The organism is Stenotrophomonas sp. FSL W7-1447, from assembly GCF_037966425.1.
GTDB lineage: Bacteria > Pseudomonadota > Gammaproteobacteria > Xanthomonadales > Xanthomonadaceae > Stenotrophomonas > Stenotrophomonas pavanii.
The window spans coordinates 3,700,952-3,716,192 of record NZ_CP150199.1; the positions used below are offsets into that span (position 1 = coordinate 3,700,952).

The window sequence follows — 15,241 nt, forward strand, 5'->3', positions numbered from 1 at the left end:
GAGGCGGGTCCAGGGTTGCCCGTGCGACGAACCGTCGCAGGACGGGGTTTATCGGCAGGGCTGCGCCCTGCACCCGCTGCGAGCTGGAGCAACAGCAACAGCAACAGCCGAAGCAAAAGCGGGTTTCCTGTGGGATGGCGGGGCGGGTCCGGTTGCGGGAGACGCCGTAAACCCGTCCCTGGGGGCTTGGCCGCGGCATCCATGCCGCGGACACTCCCGCAACCGGACCCACCCCGCCTTCGACAGATCTCTGCGATCTGCAGTAGCAACTGTCTTGTCAGGGGCAGCCGAGGGCCACCTCGGCGTCCCGCTTACGGGCGTTTAGGATCACCAGCATTTTGCGCATGACCGCCACGAGCGCCACCTTGCTCGCTTTGCCCTTGGCCTTCAGGCCAGCGTAAAACGCGCGCAGTCTTGGCTCGTACCGGATGGCCGTCAGGGCCGCCATGTAAAGGGCTTCGCGTACCACCGCGCGCCCACCACTGATCCGCCGTTGGCCCTGCCAGGTGCCACTTTCGCGGTTCATCGGGGCCAGCCCCACCAGCGACGCTATGGCTTTGCTTCCCAAGCTGCCCAGTTCGGGCAACTCGCAGGCCAGTGTGCTGATCAGGATGGGGCCGACGCCTTTGAGCGCGCCGATGTTCTTCCAGCCAGGCTGTCCCTCAAGCTGCTCGGCAATAGCTTTGTCCAGTTGCTTCAGGTCGTCAGATAGCTGAGCTATATAGCGTTGCTTCATCGCAATCAGATCCGGATCGACCAATCGCCGCAAGCGCTGCATCTCACTGACCCGCATCTGCACCAGATGCCTGCGGCATTGCGCAAATTCAGCCAGACGCTGCTGCCAAGGGGCAGGCGGTACGTAGCGGGTCAGCGGTAACAAATGGGCCATCTGCGCCAGCACTGTCGCATCGAGCCGATCGGTCTTTGCGGCACGGCCCGTGCCTTGGGCAAATCGCCGTGCACGCGCCGGATTGATTCGCACCATCGGCAGGCCGGCGGCGTGCAATGCATCCAGAGCAGCACGCTCGTAACCCCCGCTTGCCTCAAGAACGACCTGCTTGATCGGCCACGTCTTCAGCCACCGAATCAAGCGTACAAAGCCGCGCTTGTCGTTGCTGAATTGGCGAAACTGCTCTCCATGGACGGCCACATCCAGCGTGGCTTTGCTCACATCAATCCCGATCCCAAACATGGCAGAACTCCGCTAGGCTGACAGGGTCGAGAGCTCTCCCCGCTTGCCCAGTCTTATCAGTTCGAGCGCCAACTCAACCAACTGTTCGGGCGGTTCAGGGAGAATCCGGCGTGGGGACCCAAGCTACTTCTCGGTCGCAAGACCTGGATCCACACGGTCGCCCACGCCGGGCTCTCGGCACCCAAGGTGCCAGATCGGCAAGAGATAAGATCCACGCCATGCGTGGATGAGTCTCCATCGGAATCGAATATTTCGAATTGGAATTGAAATGCGTCCACGCATGGCGTGGCTCTACCGTGTCGACCAAGGTCGACACCTACCAACAGCCGTCGGAACCTGTCAGAGGTGGGGCGGTGTGGGCAGGCAGGACCGTTGGCGCCATGGATGGCGCCATCGAGCCCCCATGGGTGAGGGCGCTTTGCTTGCGAAGCACTGCTTCGCAAGCGCCCGAACGCGCAGCCGCCGGCGGCTGGGCCGGACCGCGGAGCGGGGTTTACGGCGTGTCCTGCCTGCCCACACCGCCCCGCCATCCCACAGGAAACCCGCATTTGATGTTGATGTTGCTTCTGAGGTTGCCGGCCAGCGGCCGGCACTACCGCAGGTGCAGGGCTGCAAGCCCTGCTCGACCCACCTCACACCGTGATGGTCTGGGTCAGCGACTCCCAGGTTGGTGGCAGCGGCCACGCGGCCGCCTGGTTGCCGTCCAGCACCCTGCGCAGGTCGCGCGGATCGATCTGCGGGGCCAGCACGTGCACCAGCTCCAACGCGTAATCACGCAGCACGCGGTCGCGTGGCAGCACTGCCCAGGCGATGCACTCGGCAATCGGCGCCGGCGCCGGCCAGGCCTTCAGGTCTTCATCGTTGGAACTGACCGCCATCTCGGCCAGCAGGCCCACGCCCAGGCCCGTACGCACGTAGGTCTTGATCAGGTCGGCATCGAGCGCGGTCAGTGCCAGGTCGGGCACCAGCCCATGGGCGGCGAAGGCGCGCTGCAGCGACGAATTCGGGCGGGTCGAGGATTCGTAGCTGATCAACGGCTGCCGCGCCAGCGCGGCCAGGTCCGGTGCGCGACCGGCGCGGTCCAGCGGGTGGCCCTTGGGCACCACCACCAGCCGCCGCCAGCGGAACAGGGGAACCGCGATGCCATCGGTCGGTTCACCGCCAGCGGTGCTGATGATCGCGATATCGGCATCCCCCTGGTTCAAGCGGTCCAGCGCGTCGGCTTCACCGGCCTGCTGCAGGTGCACGCTGACCTGCGGGTAGGCCTGCTTGATCGCCGCCACCGCCGGTGGCAGCACGAAGCGCGCCTGGGTGTGGGTGGTGGTCAGGATCAGCTGGCCCTGGCTCTCGCGGCGCTGGTTGGCGGCGTAGGTGCGGATATTGTTGGCCTCGGCCAGCACCGCTCGGGCACGGGCGATCACCTCGCTGCCGGCTGGGGTGACCGACTCCAGGCTGCGGCCCTTGCGCACGAACAACAGGAACCCGAGCTCATCCTCCAGCTGCTTGAGCTGCTTGGACAGGCCAGGCTGGGTGGCGTGCACGCGCGAAGCGGCCAGCGTGATGTTCAGCTCGGCGTCGGCGATGGCAACCAGGTAGCGCAGCTGGGTCAGCGTCATGGGAGGCAGGCGGCGTGGGGCGGAGGTCCACTCTAGGGTCAATTGCCGTCACCAGCTTATAACCAAAGGTTGTTTAAGAAAGGTATCTGGTCATTTCCGGGCGTCATATGCCGGCGCTACGGTCAGCCGGCAGCCGCTGGCCTGAACAGCCAGCCCTCCCCCTTCGCCCGCCGAAGCCCGGCGTGGCCCCCGTTTCCGGAGCGCTTCCATGGCCCTGTACGACTCCATCCTCGATACCGTCGGCAACACCCCCATCGTCAAGCTGCAGCGCCTGGCACCGCCGCAGGTCAGCGTCTACGTCAAGGTTGAATCGTTCAATCCGGGCGGCTCGGTCAAGGACCGCCTGGCGCTGGCGATCATCCTCGATGCCGAAGCACGTGGCCTGCTCAAGCCGGGCGACACGATCGTGGAGGCCACCTCGGGCAACACCGGCGTGGCGCTGGCGATGGTCGCCGCCGCGCGCGGCTATAAGTTCGTGGCCACCATGGTCGAGACGTTCTCGGTGGAGCGCCGCAAGCTGATGCGCGCGTACGGTGCCAAGGTCATCCTGACCCCGGCCGCCGAACGCGGCAGCGGCATGGTGCGCAAGGCGCGCGAGCTTGCCGAGCAGCACGGCTGGTTCCTGGCCAGCCAGTTCGCCAACCCGGCCAACCCGGCCTATCACCGCAACACCACCGCTGCGGAAATCCTGCGCGACTTCGCCGGCAAGCGGCTGGACTACTTCGTCAGCGGCTGGGGCACCGGCGGTACGCTCACCGGCGTGGGCGAGGTCCTGAAGGTGGCGCGCCCGCAGACCCGCATCATCGCCACCGAGCCGGCCGGCGCTGCCCTGCTCAAGGGCGATGACTGGAAACCGCACAAGATCCAGGGCTGGACCCCGGACTTCGTGCCGGACGTGCTCAATCGCGATGTGGTGGATGAACTGCTGTCGGTCGAAGATGACCGCGCGATCGCCACCGCGCGCCGCCTGGCTGCCGAGGAAGGCATCTTCGTCGGCATCTCTGCCGGTGCCACTGTGGCCAGCGCGCTGGACGTGGCGGCCCGCGCAGAACCGGGCGCGGTGATCCTGGCGATGCTGCCGGATACCGGTGAACGCTACTTCTCCACGCCGCTGTTCGCCGATGTCAACGAAGGCTCCGACGACGACTGGCTGGCCGGCCTGCCGTGACACCGGGGGTCGGATCCCTTTTCCGAAGGGAAAGGGCTCCGACCCCGTTCTGCTTCAGCCTGCGTGAAGGCGTCGCCCGCCATCGTGCGTGAAGGCCGTCGGATCGCAGCGCGTGAGACGGTCATGACGCAGCATCGATGCCCTGTCCCCTACCGTGGGAACAGCCGGCGCAGCTGCTGCGCGGATCACCTCACAGGCAGGAGACGGACGCATGAAGATCGAGGTTTGGCAGGGTGACATCACGACCCTGGCGGTGGATGCGATCGTCAACGCGGCCAACGAAACACTGCTCGGTGGCGGCGGTGTCGACGGCGCGATCCATCGCGCGGCCGGCCCGGCATTGCTGGCCGAGTGCGCACAGTTGCCGGAGTTGCGCCCGGGCGTGCGTTGCCCGACGGGCGAAGTGCGCGCCACCAGTGCCCATGCGCTGCCGGCGCGCCATGTACTGCACACGGTCGGCCCGGTCTGGCATGACGGCCAGCGCGACGAACCGGCGTTGCTTGCCAACTGCTACTGGAAGTCGCTGCAGCTGGCCGAGTCGCTGGGCGTGCAGTCGATCGCGTTCCCGGCGATCAGCTGCGGTGTCTATGGCTATCCGCTGTACCAGGCGGCGCAGATCGCAGTGACCGAAACACTGGCCTGGCAGCGCAGCCACGCGCAACCGATGCGGATCGTGCTGGTGGCGTTCAACACCGCCACCGCCAAGGCCTACCAGCAGGCGCTGAACGCCGCCGGGCAAGGCGCGGACAGCGAACCGCGCGGGTCGATGCTGCCGCCCTTGGGCGATGCGGGCTTTGCCGCCGCGCACTGACCGCCGGTACGCGACGCATGAAGAAAAGGCCGGGCAATGCCCGGCCTTTTCCTTGGCAGCGTTGCGCTGATCCACGCGTAGCGCGGATCACCGTCAACGGCTGGCGGCTTCCACGGCTGCAGCATCATCGGCGCTGGCCGCAGCATCGGCCGCTGCACGCGCCGCCGAAGCCGCAGCTCCATCCGCGCTGGCACCCTCCACCTGCACGCGCACTTCCACCAGGCCCGCGCCATTGCTCAGGCTGGACACATCCACGGTGTAGTGACCGGCCGGCAGGGTTTCTTCCAGGCGCGCATTGGTATCGTTGCCGCCGTCATCGTCGGTCAGCTCGACGTCGCCGCCAACGACGCGCAGCACGGTATCGACCTGGCTGGAGATCGCATCCAGGCGGACATCGGCCGGACGGTCCAGGGACAGCAGGAAGCGGCGGCGGCCATCGTTGTCGAGCATCGTGTACACGCTGCCCGACTTCGGCAGCGCCGTGCCATCACGTTCAACCAGGTTGCCCGGCAGCTCGATGCGCTTGGCAGACAGCTTGAACATGCCGCTGACGCCGCTGCCAAGGCCACGTGCCGTCAGGGTGTACTTGCCCGGCTTCAACGACAGGCTCAGGCGCGAGTTGATGCCGTCACCATCATCGTTCTCGGCATCCACGTCCGGCCCTTCCAGCTTCAGCACCGGATCGAACGCATCCGACTCCAGGCGGATGTCGTACAGGCCGGCCTTGTCCACCTGCAGGGTGTATTCCTGGGCTTCGCCGGCCAGCATGTCGACGATTTCGCCAGCGCCGGCGATCGGCTTGCCGTCGTACGGCACCAGCTTCTCGGCACGCAGACGGTACGGACCGTAATCGGTCGAGCCGTTGGCGTTGACCGCCACCTGGTAGGTGCCGGCACCGTTGGCACGGAACGCCAGCGAGACGTCGTCCGCGCGCTCGTAACCGGTGGCACTGCTGGCCACCAGGCTGCCGTTGCTGAATACCGCGATCGAGCCACTCAGCGAACCGGTCAGCTTCAGTCCAACCAGCTGCCGGTCTTCCAGCTTGATCTGGTAAAGCTGGTGGTGGCTGCCATCGTTGTAGTTGATGCCGCTGCGCGAGGTGATCTCGCCGGACACCGGTTTGTCGAAATCGAGGGACGCGGCCTTGCCCGCATCCGCGCCGCCGCCGATGCGGTTGCAACCGCCGGCGACGAGGGCCGTGGCAACGGCCAGAGTCATTGCTGCCAGACGCATGTTGTTTCTCCTTGGCCTTCCATGTGGTTCCCGCGTACCGGCCGGGCACACGGGGGCGGAAAAGATACCCGCAAAAGCAAACGCCGGCGCGATGCCGGCGTTGCCCTGTTCATCCAGCGATCGGGCGGATCAACCGTTCCACTTGCCCAGCGCGGCCAGGCCATTATCCTTGGCGCGCTCGTACACGGTCTTCTGGGCGGCGGCGTAGTTGCCCTTCATGTCCTTGGCCCACAGCTTCAGCGCGGCCTGCTGCATGGCGCGGCCGTAGGAGAAGCTCAGCGGCCACGGCAGGTTGCCCAGCTGGTTCATCGCGTTCAGGTGTTCGGTGGACTGCTCGTCGGTCTGGCCGCCGGACAGGAACACCACGCCCGGCAGGATCGCCGGCACGGTGCTCTTCAGGCACATCACGGTCGACTCGGCCACTTCCTCGACATCGGCCTGCTCTTCGCAGTCCTTGCCCGAGATGACCATCGATGCCTTCAGGATGGTGCCTTCCAGCAGCACGTTCTGCTGGTACAGGGCGTCGAACAGCGAACGCAGGGTGGCTTCGGTCACTTCGTAGCAGGTTTCGATGTCATGGTCGCCATCCATGATCACTTCCGGCTCGACCATCGGCACCAGGCCGCATTCCTGGCACAGGGCCGCATAACGGGCCAGCGCATGGGCATTGGACTCGATGCAGGTACCCGACGGAATGCTCTCGCCGATGTTGATCACCGCACGCCACTTGGCAAAGCGCGCGCCCAGCTTGTAGTACTCCTGCAGGCGCTCGCGCAGGCCGTCCAGGCCTTCGGTCACCAGCTCGCCCGGGCAGCCGGCCAGCGGGTGCGCACCCTTGTCCACCTTGATGCCCGGAATCATGCCGTGGTCGGCCATGTACTTGGCGAACGGCACGCCGTCCTTGGTCGACTGGCGGATGGTTTCGTCGTACAGGATGGCGCCGGAAATGTGCTCGTTGAGCTTCGGCGTGGTCAGCAGCAGCTCGCGGTAGGCGCGACGGTTCTCCTCGGTGTTCTCGATACCGACGCCGGCGAAACGCTTGGCGATGGTAGCGGTGGATTCGTCGATCGCGATGATGCCCTTGCCCGGGGCGACCATGGCCTGGGCGGTTTCAGCCAGCTGTTCGATGCTCATGTATTTCCTGTGGCGGGTGCGGGAAAAACGTAAGTATAGCCCTGCTGCCCGTTGCCTCGCCGTGGAGGACAGGATGGAAACGCTTCCACGTCTACGCAGGACAATGGATGTCCTGCGACATGGGTCAGAGCCCCTTCGGGATCTGACCCCTGGCCAGTGCGGGGTCAGATCCCCGCAGGGGCTCTGACCCCGGATCGGCAGCGCCGGCCCGACCGTCAGGGCTTACAGGTCGCCCAGGCCGATGGCGCGGCCGTCCTCGCCCACTTCCAGCAGGCGCAGGGTATTGGTGGCACCGTGGGTTTCCATGTGCTCGCCGCTGGTGAACACGACGCGGTCACCGGCCTGCAGCAGTTCCGATTCGACCAGCAGGCGGATGCTGCCGCGCGCCGCTTCGCGCGGGGTCAGGCCGCGGCTGTCGAAGTTGATCGGGAACACATCGCGCATCAGCGCCATCTGGCGACGCGCACCATCGTGGCGGGTCACCGCGAACACCGGTGCCTTGGCGCGGAAACGCGACAGGTAACGCGCGGTGCCGCCGGATTCGGTCATCGCCACGATCGCGCGCACGCCCACGTGCTGCGACAGGAACATGGTGGCCATGGCGATGGCCTGGTCGGCACGTTCCAGGTTGCGCGGCGAGGCATTGAAGTCGGTCTCGGTCTGGAACTGGCGCTCGGCCCCCAGGCAGATGCGCGCCATCGCTTCCACGGCCTTCACCGGATAGGCACCCGCGGCGGTTTCGGCCGACAGCATCACCGCGTCGGTACCGTCGATGACCGAGTTGGCCACGTCCAGCACTTCGGCGCGGGTCGGGATCGGGCTTTCCACCATCGACTGCAGCATCTGCGTGGCGGTGATCACCACCTTGTTCTGCGCCAGCGAGGCCTTGATGATCTTCTTCTGCAGGCCCGGCAGCTCGGCATCGCCGATTTCCACACCGAGGTCGCCACGGGCGACCATCACCACATCGCTGGCCTCGACGATTTCTTCCAGGTTCTCGATCGCCTCGGTGCGCTCGATCTTCGACACCAGCGCCGCGTCACAGCCGTGCGAGCGCGCGATGTCGCGTGCGTCGTTCATGTCCTGTGCGTTGCGGCAGAACGACACGGCGATGAAGTCGACGCCGATCTTGGCGACGATGCCGATCAGTTCCTTGTCACGCTCGGTCAGCGCACCCAGCGAAAGGCCGCCGCCCTGCTTGTTCAGGCCCTTGCGGTCGGACAGCACGCCGTCGTTGAGCACGGTGTTGACGATGCGGTCGCCCTGCACTTCCACCACCTGCAGCTGCATCAGGCCGTCGTCGAGCAGCAGCACATCACCCGGGCCCACGTCCTGCGGCAGGCCGAGGTAGCTGACGCCCACCTGGCTGGCGTTGCCGGGCCCCGCGTTCTCGCTGGCGATCAGGTCGAAGCGGTCACCCGCCTTCAGCTGCACCTTGCCTTCGGCGAAGCGCTCGATGCGGATCTTCGGGCCCGGCAGGTCGGCCAGGATGCCCACTTCAACGCCCACCCGGGCCGACGCGGCGCGCACTTCGGCGGCGCGCTTGGCCTGGCCGGACGGATCGCCATGGCTGAAATTGAGGCGCACCACGTTGACGCCGGCGCGGAACAGATCCTCCAGCACGCCCGGCGGGTCAGTGGCCGGACCGAGGGTGGCAAGGATCTTGGTGCGACGCTGACGCTCGAACATGGTGGATGGGCCTCTCCCATTAAAGAACGGAAATTAGCACATCCTTCACGCCGCATGTATACGGTTACAGCCTTGTGCCGCCTGACTCCGCGGGTCATCGAACGGACATCATGCGGACATACGGTGGCGCAGGGCGTTCTGCAGCGCCGAGCCCATGCCCGGCCGGGCATGCGCCGGAGCAGCCGGGCCTCGGCTCGGCGCTGCAGCTAGCTAGGCCAGCAGCGTTTCCAGCTGCGCCGGTTCGCGTGCCAGCTGGCCAGCGCCGGCCGCAGTGAGTTCCGCCTCACCGCCAAAGCCCCACAGCACACCCACGCTGCGCAGGCCGTGGTGACGCGCGCCTTCGATGTCCATGCGGCGGTCGCCGATCATCCAGCACTGTGCGGGCTGCACCTGCAACCGGCGCAGAGCTTCCCCGACCAGCTCCGGCTTGTGGCTGCGCGAGCCATCCAGGGTCGAACCGATGATCTCCTCGAACAGCCCGCCAAACGGCAGGTGCTCAAGGATGCGACGCGCATGCGGCTCGTTCTTGGCGGTGACCACCGCCAGGCGGTGGCCACGGCCATGCAGCGTGCGCAGCGTGTCTTCCACCTGCGGGTACACCGTGTGTTCGCGCCAGCCTTCGACGTCGAACCGCTCGCGGTAGTAGCCCACCGCCTGTTCCACCCGCGCCGGTTCGATGAACAGCGGCGTGAAGGTGGTGCGCAGCGACGGACCGATCCAGCCCAGCAGGGTTTCCTGCGGCGGCACCGGATGGTCCATCTTCTGCAGCGCATAGGCGATGCAGGCGGTGATGCCGACCTGCGAATCGATCAGCGTGCCGTCGAGGTCGAAGAACAGCACATCCCTGTTGCGGTCGGCACTCATGCGCCGCGCGCGTCGAGGGCGGCGACCGCCGGCAGGGTCTTGCCTTCCAGGAATTCCAGGAATGCGCCACCGCCGGTGGAGATGTAGCTGACCTGCCCGGCGATATCGAACTTGTCGACTGCGGCCAGGGTGTCGCCGCCGCCGGCGATCGAGAACGCCTTCGAGCCGGCGATGGCGCGGGCCAGCGCTTCGGTGCCCTTGCTGAAGGCGTCGAATTCGAACACACCGACCGGACCGTTCCAGACCACGGTGCCGGCCTTGTCGATCAGCTGCGCGTACTGCGCGGCAGTCTGCGGGCCGATGTCGAGGATCAGGTCGTCTTCGGCGACGGCGTCGACCGCCTTCACTTCGGCAACGGCATCCGGCATGAACTGCTTGGCGGTGACCACGTCGACCGGCAGCGGGATGTCGGCGCCACGCGCCTTGGCGTCGGCCACGATCTTCTTCGCGGTGTCCAGCAGGTCCGGCTCGTACAGCGACTTGCCGACGTTGTAGCCCGCCGCAGCAATGAAGGTGTTGGCAATGCCACCACCGACGATCAGCTGGTCGACCTTGCCGACCAAGTTGGCCAGCAGCTCCAGCTTGGTGCTGACCTTGCTGCCGGCGACGATGGCCAGCAGCGGCTTGGCCGGTGCGTCCAGCGCCTGCGCCAGCGCGTCCAGCTCGGCCATCAGCAGTGGGCCGCCGGCAGCGACCGGGGCGAAGCGGATGACGCCGTGGGTAGATGCCTGTGCGCGGTGCGCGGTGCCGAAGGCATCCATCACGAACACATCGCACAGGGCGGCATACTTCTTCGAAAGGGCTTCATCGTCCTTGCCCTCGCCGACGTTCATGCGGCAGTTTTCCAGCAGCACCAGCTGGCCCGGCTGCACGTCGACACCGTCGATCCAGTCACGCACCAGCGGAACCTCCCGGCCAAGCAGCGCGGACAGCCGCTGCGCGACCGGCGCCAGCGAGTCGGCCTCGCTCCACACGCCTTCCTTCGGGCGCCCCAGGTGCGAGGTGACCATCACCGCCGCGCCCTGCTCCAGCGCGCGCTTGAGCGTCGGCAGCGAAGCGGTGATGCGCTGTTCGGAGGTGATGCGGCCATTCTCGATCGGCACGTTCAGATCCTGGCGGATCAGCACGCGCTTGCCGGAGAGGTCGAGGTCGGTCATGCGGACGATGGACATGGGCAACTCTTTGGCTCGGGGACGGGATGCCGGGCTACGGCAGACGACCATTGTATCGGCTGCGGGTGGTGGCAGGGCCGATGCCTGCGGCACGCAGAAGCGCAGAGCGACAGCGACAGCAAAGCGCTGGCGCTTCGTGTTGCTTTGGATGGCCGGGGTGGTGTGGGCTGGCAGGGGACGCCGTAAACCCCCCCCGCCCGGCCAAGCGCGGCTGTTGCTTTACACGCCCCCCATCCACGAGGGGCTGCGCCGTCGCCGCAACCTACGCCGAAGGCGTCGGCTTCTGCCGAAGCAGGCTGAGCGCCAGGCCACCCACCACCAGCACGCCCAGACCCAGCAACGCCCACAGCAACCACGACTTCCAGTCGCGTTGCGGCTTCAGCGCCGCATCACCCGCCAGCGGCTCCGGACTGCCTTCCAGTCGCGCCAGGGTCGGCTGCCACGATGGATCGTTGCGCTGCCGCAGTTCCTCGATCAGCACGCCGATCGGTGCGTCGGTGCGGCGCGCCGTCGCGCTGCCCACCGCCAGCGCGTAAGGCGCCGCGCCCTGGCTCAGGAACACCAGCACTTCCGGCTGGTAGCCCAGCCGCAGTGTCGGGGCGGTGGCGGTTTCCGCCGGATTCGCCACGAGCTTCCAGTAGCGGTCGCGGTGCACCCCGCCCAGCGGCTGTGCCGCCGACTGCTGGCGCTGGCCCTGCGTGCCCTGCTGCACCTGGTAGGCGATCCACGGCGCGCTGCGGCGCTGCCACTCGGCACCCTCGTCATCGCGACTGAACAGCGTCCACTGCACAAGGCTGTTATCGGTGCTGGCCACATCGGCACGTGCCACCGGGAACCGGCCATCCATCTCGAAGGTGTACTCGCCCTTGCCGTTCGTGGTCGGCTCCAGCGACAGCCATTCCCACGGCAGCGTCGCCGGCGCTGGCGGCAGCTCCGCCAGCACGCCGCGCAGGGTCGGCAGCTGCGAATCACCCTGCGCCAGAACACGCAGGTAGCGCGCGGTCCCATCCACCTGCAGGCGGCGCTGCAGCAGGCGCTTGCCGGCGCGCTGCAGGTCCACCAGCGGCACGTCGCGGCCGATCGGCCGCCAGTGCTGCAGATCGTCGCTGGCATCCACCTGCACCTGCGCCTGCAACGGCTGGCCGCTGTCGGCCCAGTCCAGCACCAGCGCCGCCAGCGGCTGCTGGTCGAGCATGCTGGCGTCAATCAGCCAGCCGCCCTGCCCCTTCGCTGCCGCCGCGCCCCCCACCCGCGCTTCGACCCGGCGCACGCGGCCATCGGTATCGCGCTCGGTCAGCAGCTGCAGGTCATTGCGCTGGGCATCGGCCAGCGGCGGCAACGCAAACCACGGCAGCTCGCGCTGCACCGGCGGCTGCGCCAGCGGCTGGTCCGGCGCCAGCAGTGCCGACGGCAGCAACTGGCTGGCCGCGTTGAACACCTGCAGGTCGCTGAGGTCGGCGCTCACGGCGCGGCGGTAGATCGCCGGCTCCAGCACGATGCGGTAAGCACCGGACTGCGCGCTGGACAGCGTCAACGGCCACTGCTCGGCATACTGGGTCCGGTAGTCGGCCGCCTGCACCACGACGGCGGCCAGCATGCCGAACATCGCCGGCAGCAGCGCCCTGCTCCACTTCCTCATTGTTTTTCCTCCACGGACGGCGCGGCACTGGGCGGCGCCGGTGCCAGATAACCCACGACCGTGCACAGCAGGCCGTAGGCAATGAACGATGCAATACCCAGCAGGTTGCCCAGGTGCTGGCGATCGACAAGGACCAGCTTGGCCAGTACCACGCCCATCAGCACCGCACCGACCATCCACAGCACGCGCTGGCCACGCCGCGAGCCCCACACCCACGCGATCACGCCGAGCACGCTCCACAGCACGGTCAGGCTGGTCTGGGCCAGGCTGAAGCGCATCATCGACGCGCTCCACGCCAGGCCACCCCACTGGTGCACGCCATGCAGCACCAGGCTGGTCAGCGCGACGAAGGCCGCCAGTGCCAGCAGCGGCAGGCGCATCTTCAGCAGCCCCTGCGGTGCCTGGTCGCCGTACAGCCAGCGCGCCAGCAGCAACAGGCTCAGCCACTGGCCGATCTCGGCCGGATTCAGCACCGGCAGCCACAGCAGCGGTGCGGCGTCGCCCGGCAGCAGCTGGCCGAACAACCAACCGACCGACAGCAGGCCGAACAGCACGCATTGCAGGGGCACACGCACGCGGTCGAATGCCTCGCCCAGCGGCCAGCGCAGTGCGTTCCAGCGCCACAGCGACAGCGCCGCCATCAGCAACCACGGCACGGTCACCAGCAGGGTCGTCCAGCCCTGTGCCAGATCGGCTTCGCCGCCGCCCCAGAGGGCCAGCAGCGAAAGCAGCGACGGCCACAGCAGCCACCACAGGAACTGCGCGATGCGGGCCACGGTATCGCCGCCCTGGCGCAGGCACAGCAGGGTGCGCACGCCCAGGACCGCGAACGCCGCCCAGGCCAGCGCGCCATAGCCGGCGAACGGCTGGTGGTGTGCATCGCTCTGCATCAGGGCCAGCGGGAAGCCCAGCGCGAGCATGGCCAGCGCCGTCACGCCCAGCGCACGCGCCGGTTGTCGACGCTGCACTTCGGCCGCCAGCCAGGCAGTGACCGCGGCCAGCACCAGCAACGCGTCCACTTCAGTGCGGTACGGGAAGAAGCGGGTGATCTCATGGGCCAGGCCGCCCAGCCACCACAGCAGGCCCCACAGGTAGTACACCAGTGCGACCTCATGACGCGGCCGGCGCTGGTAGCTCCACGCCGACGCAAAACCGGCCAGGGCCAGCAACAGCGCGCCGATGGCGGTCGGATTGATCAGGAAGCGCAGGTCCTCATGCCAATGGTCGCCGCCGGCAACGAAAGCGAACGCGGCGCCGATCTGCAACAGGGCGCCGGACACCTGCGGCAGCCAGCGCTTCTGGCGCAGCCCCAGCCATGCCAGACCGGCACCTTCCAACGCGAACACCGCGCCGGTGGCGCGCGCCGACAAGGCCAGCGGTACCGCCAGCGTGGCGAAACCCACCGCAAGCACGGCATGCGACTGCGCCAGCACGGTATAGGAGGCGCGTGCGATCAGCGCCCGGGCCAATACCGCGTAGATCGCGGCCAGGCCCAGCGCGCACAGGGCCAGCGTCATCGGTTGCGCGTGCAGCATGCCCGCCTGCAGCGAGAACGCGACCAGCGGCGTGCCGAACACCAGGCTGCCATCGACCAGGTCACGCCGGCCGGCTGGCTGGCGGCGCGCGTACAGCAGCGGAATCAGCAGGTAGAACACGAAGAACAACAGCAGGAACGGCTCAGTGCTGCTGAACTTGTCCGGTACGTACTGCAGCACGCCCCAGAAGGTGCCGATGCCGAAGGTGAAGGCGAAGCCCAGCAGGTTCAGTGCGCGCCATGGGCGGAACCACGCAATGGCGAAGATGCCCGCGTTGAGCACGGCGTAGTAGCTGAACAGCCCCACGTGGTTGCCACTGCCGGTGGACAGCCACAGCGGTGCCATGAAGCCGGCCAGGATGCCCAGTACGGCCAGCGTGCGCGAGTTCTGCACCACCGCCAGCACGCACAGCCCGGCGACCAGTGCGATCGAACTGGCAAAGGCAAAGGCCGGCGGAATCAGGTCGAAGCGCTTGAAGGCCGCAAAGATGGTCAGCAGCAGCACGCCGATGGCACCGCCCTGCAGCGCCAGCGCAAACAGGCGCCGGCGTTCGCGCTGGTGCCAGCCGAATGCCAGCAGGCCCAGCGCAGCCACGGTGATGCCGGCCAGGCGCAGTTCGATCGGCAGCACCAGCCAGCCCTGGTCGCTGACGTACTTCAGCAGCGCCGCGACACCGGCCAGCAGCACCAGCATGCCGATCTTGACCGGCACGTTGCCCTCGGTGAACCAGCGCTTGACCGCACCGATGCCGCGCTCGATGACGTTGGGCAGGGCCGGTTCGGAAGGCAATGGCGGCTGCACCGGCACCGGCGGCACCGGCGGTGGTGCAGCCGGGCGTGGTGCAGGTGCGTCGGCGGGTGCTGCTTCGCGCACCGGGGGCCGAGGGGGTTGCGACGCCGCAGCGGCGACCGGCCGCAGGAACGGGGGGTCGGCACTGGCGGTGGGCGTGGCCACAGGCCGTTCAGGCGCGGCGGCGGGCGTGGCGGTGGCAGGCCCCGCGGCCAGCGCGCCTTCCAGGGCGGCAACGCGGCGGCGCAGGCCGGCAATCATCACCAGTGCCACCACCAGCAGCAGCGGGATGGCCAGAAGAACCAGTACGACTAGGGCTATCAGTGCTTCCATTGCGTGCTTCCAATGCGATCCCGCGCCCCAGCGGCGGCGGTCGACGGCTCCATGCTACGACAGGGC

At 67.6% G+C, this 15,241-nt stretch carries 11 protein-coding genes; 2 read left to right on the forward strand and 9 right to left on the reverse strand.

Annotated elements, in window-relative coordinates:
• Positions 1-277 precede the first annotated feature (277 nt).
• Both NSQ78_RS17250 and NSQ78_RS17255 read right to left on the reverse strand, forming a co-directional pair.
• Positions 278-1,192 carry an IS110-like element ISStma6 family transposase gene (locus tag NSQ78_RS17250; protein ID WP_064238051.1) on the reverse strand — a complete coding sequence of 305 codons (915 nt, stop codon included), beginning with the start codon at positions 1,190-1,192 and terminating at the stop codon, positions 278-280.
• A gap of 632 nt (positions 1,193-1,824) precedes the next feature.
• Positions 1,825-2,808 carry a LysR family transcriptional regulator gene (locus NSQ78_RS17255; RefSeq protein ID WP_064239091.1) on the reverse strand — a complete coding sequence of 328 codons (984 nt, stop codon included), beginning with the start codon at positions 2,806-2,808 and terminating at the stop codon, positions 1,825-1,827.
• 208 nt (positions 2,809-3,016) lie between these two features.
• Between NSQ78_RS17255 and cysK the strand changes: the two genes are divergently transcribed.
• Both cysK and NSQ78_RS17265 read left to right on the forward strand, forming a co-directional pair.
• The gene (gene cysK / locus NSQ78_RS17260) at positions 3,017-3,976 is read left to right on the forward strand and encodes a cysteine synthase A (RefSeq protein ID WP_049465581.1); all 960 of its coding nucleotides are present in this window, start codon (positions 3,017-3,019) and stop codon (positions 3,974-3,976) included.
• A gap of 211 nt (positions 3,977-4,187) precedes the next feature.
• The gene (locus NSQ78_RS17265) at positions 4,188-4,787 is read left to right on the forward strand and encodes an O-acetyl-ADP-ribose deacetylase (protein WP_049465584.1); all 600 of its coding nucleotides are present in this window, start codon (positions 4,188-4,190) and stop codon (positions 4,785-4,787) included.
• Between the two features lie 93 nt (positions 4,788-4,880).
• Here the strand turns inward: NSQ78_RS17265 and NSQ78_RS17270 are convergent, their stop codons facing one another.
• The 7 genes from NSQ78_RS17270 to NSQ78_RS17300 all read right to left on the reverse strand — a co-directional run bounded on the left by NSQ78_RS17270 (position 4,881) and on the right by NSQ78_RS17300 (position 15,175).
• Positions 4,881-6,020, reverse strand: a complete 1,140-nt coding sequence (locus NSQ78_RS17270) for a hypothetical protein (RefSeq protein ID WP_053461259.1) — start codon at positions 6,018-6,020, stop codon at positions 4,881-4,883.
• 129 nt (positions 6,021-6,149) lie between these two features.
• On the reverse strand, positions 6,150-7,154 hold the full coding sequence (locus NSQ78_RS17275; RefSeq protein ID WP_049465590.1) for a class I fructose-bisphosphate aldolase: 1,005 nt from the start codon (positions 7,152-7,154) through the stop codon (positions 6,150-6,152).
• Positions 7,155-7,376: 222 nt separating this feature from the next.
• Positions 7,377-8,843, reverse strand: coding sequence for a pyruvate kinase (gene pyk, locus NSQ78_RS17280; protein ID WP_049465592.1), 1,467 nt, complete (start codon positions 8,841-8,843; stop codon positions 7,377-7,379).
• 210 nt (positions 8,844-9,053) lie between these two features.
• Positions 9,054-9,707, reverse strand: a complete 654-nt coding sequence (locus NSQ78_RS17285; protein WP_049465596.1) for an HAD-IA family hydrolase — start codon at positions 9,705-9,707, stop codon at positions 9,054-9,056.
• Positions 9,704-10,879: a phosphoglycerate kinase gene (locus NSQ78_RS17290; protein WP_064239092.1), complete on the reverse strand. Its 1,176-nt coding sequence runs from the start codon at positions 10,877-10,879 to the stop codon at positions 9,704-9,706. Before NSQ78_RS17290 ends, NSQ78_RS17285 begins: the two co-directional genes overlap by 4 nt.
• A gap of 262 nt (positions 10,880-11,141) precedes the next feature.
• Complete coding sequence (locus tag NSQ78_RS17295; RefSeq protein WP_064239093.1) at positions 11,142-12,518, reverse strand: DUF3999 domain-containing protein; 1,377 nt, start codon at positions 12,516-12,518, stop codon at positions 11,142-11,144.
• Positions 12,515-15,175 (reverse strand): DUF2339 domain-containing protein, encoded by a 2,661-nt coding sequence (locus NSQ78_RS17300; RefSeq protein ID WP_064239094.1) that lies wholly within the window; start codon positions 15,173-15,175, stop codon positions 12,515-12,517. Before NSQ78_RS17300 ends, NSQ78_RS17295 begins: the two co-directional genes overlap by 4 nt.
• Between the last annotated feature and the right edge of the window lie 66 nt (positions 15,176-15,241).

What these genes read in the sequence shown, in the direction of transcription:
- NSQ78_RS17300 (WP_064239094.1), bottom strand. Translation starts at nt 15,175, where the DNA reads ATGGAAGCACTGATAGCCCTAGTCGTACTGGTTCTTCTGGCCATCCCG.
- NSQ78_RS17270 (WP_053461259.1), bottom strand. Translation starts at nt 6,020, where the DNA reads ATGCGTCTGGCAGCAATGACTCTGGCCGTTGCCACGGCCCTCGTCGCC.
- NSQ78_RS17285 (WP_049465596.1), bottom strand. Translation starts at nt 9,707, where the DNA reads ATGAGTGCCGACCGCAACAGGGATGTGCTGTTCTTCGACCTCGACGGC.
- pyk (WP_049465592.1), bottom strand. Translation starts at nt 8,843, where the DNA reads ATGTTCGAGCGTCAGCGTCGCACCAAGATCCTTGCCACCCTCGGTCCG.
- NSQ78_RS17290 (WP_064239092.1), bottom strand. Translation starts at nt 10,879, where the DNA reads ATGTCCATCGTCCGCATGACCGACCTCGACCTCTCCGGCAAGCGCGTG.
- NSQ78_RS17265 (WP_049465584.1), top strand. Translation starts at nt 4,188, where the DNA reads ATGAAGATCGAGGTTTGGCAGGGTGACATCACGACCCTGGCGGTGGAT.
- NSQ78_RS17250 (WP_064238051.1), bottom strand. Translation starts at nt 1,192, where the DNA reads ATGTTTGGGATCGGGATTGATGTGAGCAAAGCCACGCTGGATGTGGCC.
- NSQ78_RS17255 (WP_064239091.1), bottom strand. Translation starts at nt 2,808, where the DNA reads ATGACGCTGACCCAGCTGCGCTACCTGGTTGCCATCGCCGACGCCGAG.
- NSQ78_RS17295 (WP_064239093.1), bottom strand. Translation starts at nt 12,518, where the DNA reads ATGAGGAAGTGGAGCAGGGCGCTGCTGCCGGCGATGTTCGGCATGCTG.
- cysK (WP_049465581.1), top strand. Translation starts at nt 3,017, where the DNA reads ATGGCCCTGTACGACTCCATCCTCGATACCGTCGGCAACACCCCCATC.
- NSQ78_RS17275 (WP_049465590.1), bottom strand. Translation starts at nt 7,154, where the DNA reads ATGAGCATCGAACAGCTGGCTGAAACCGCCCAGGCCATGGTCGCCCCG.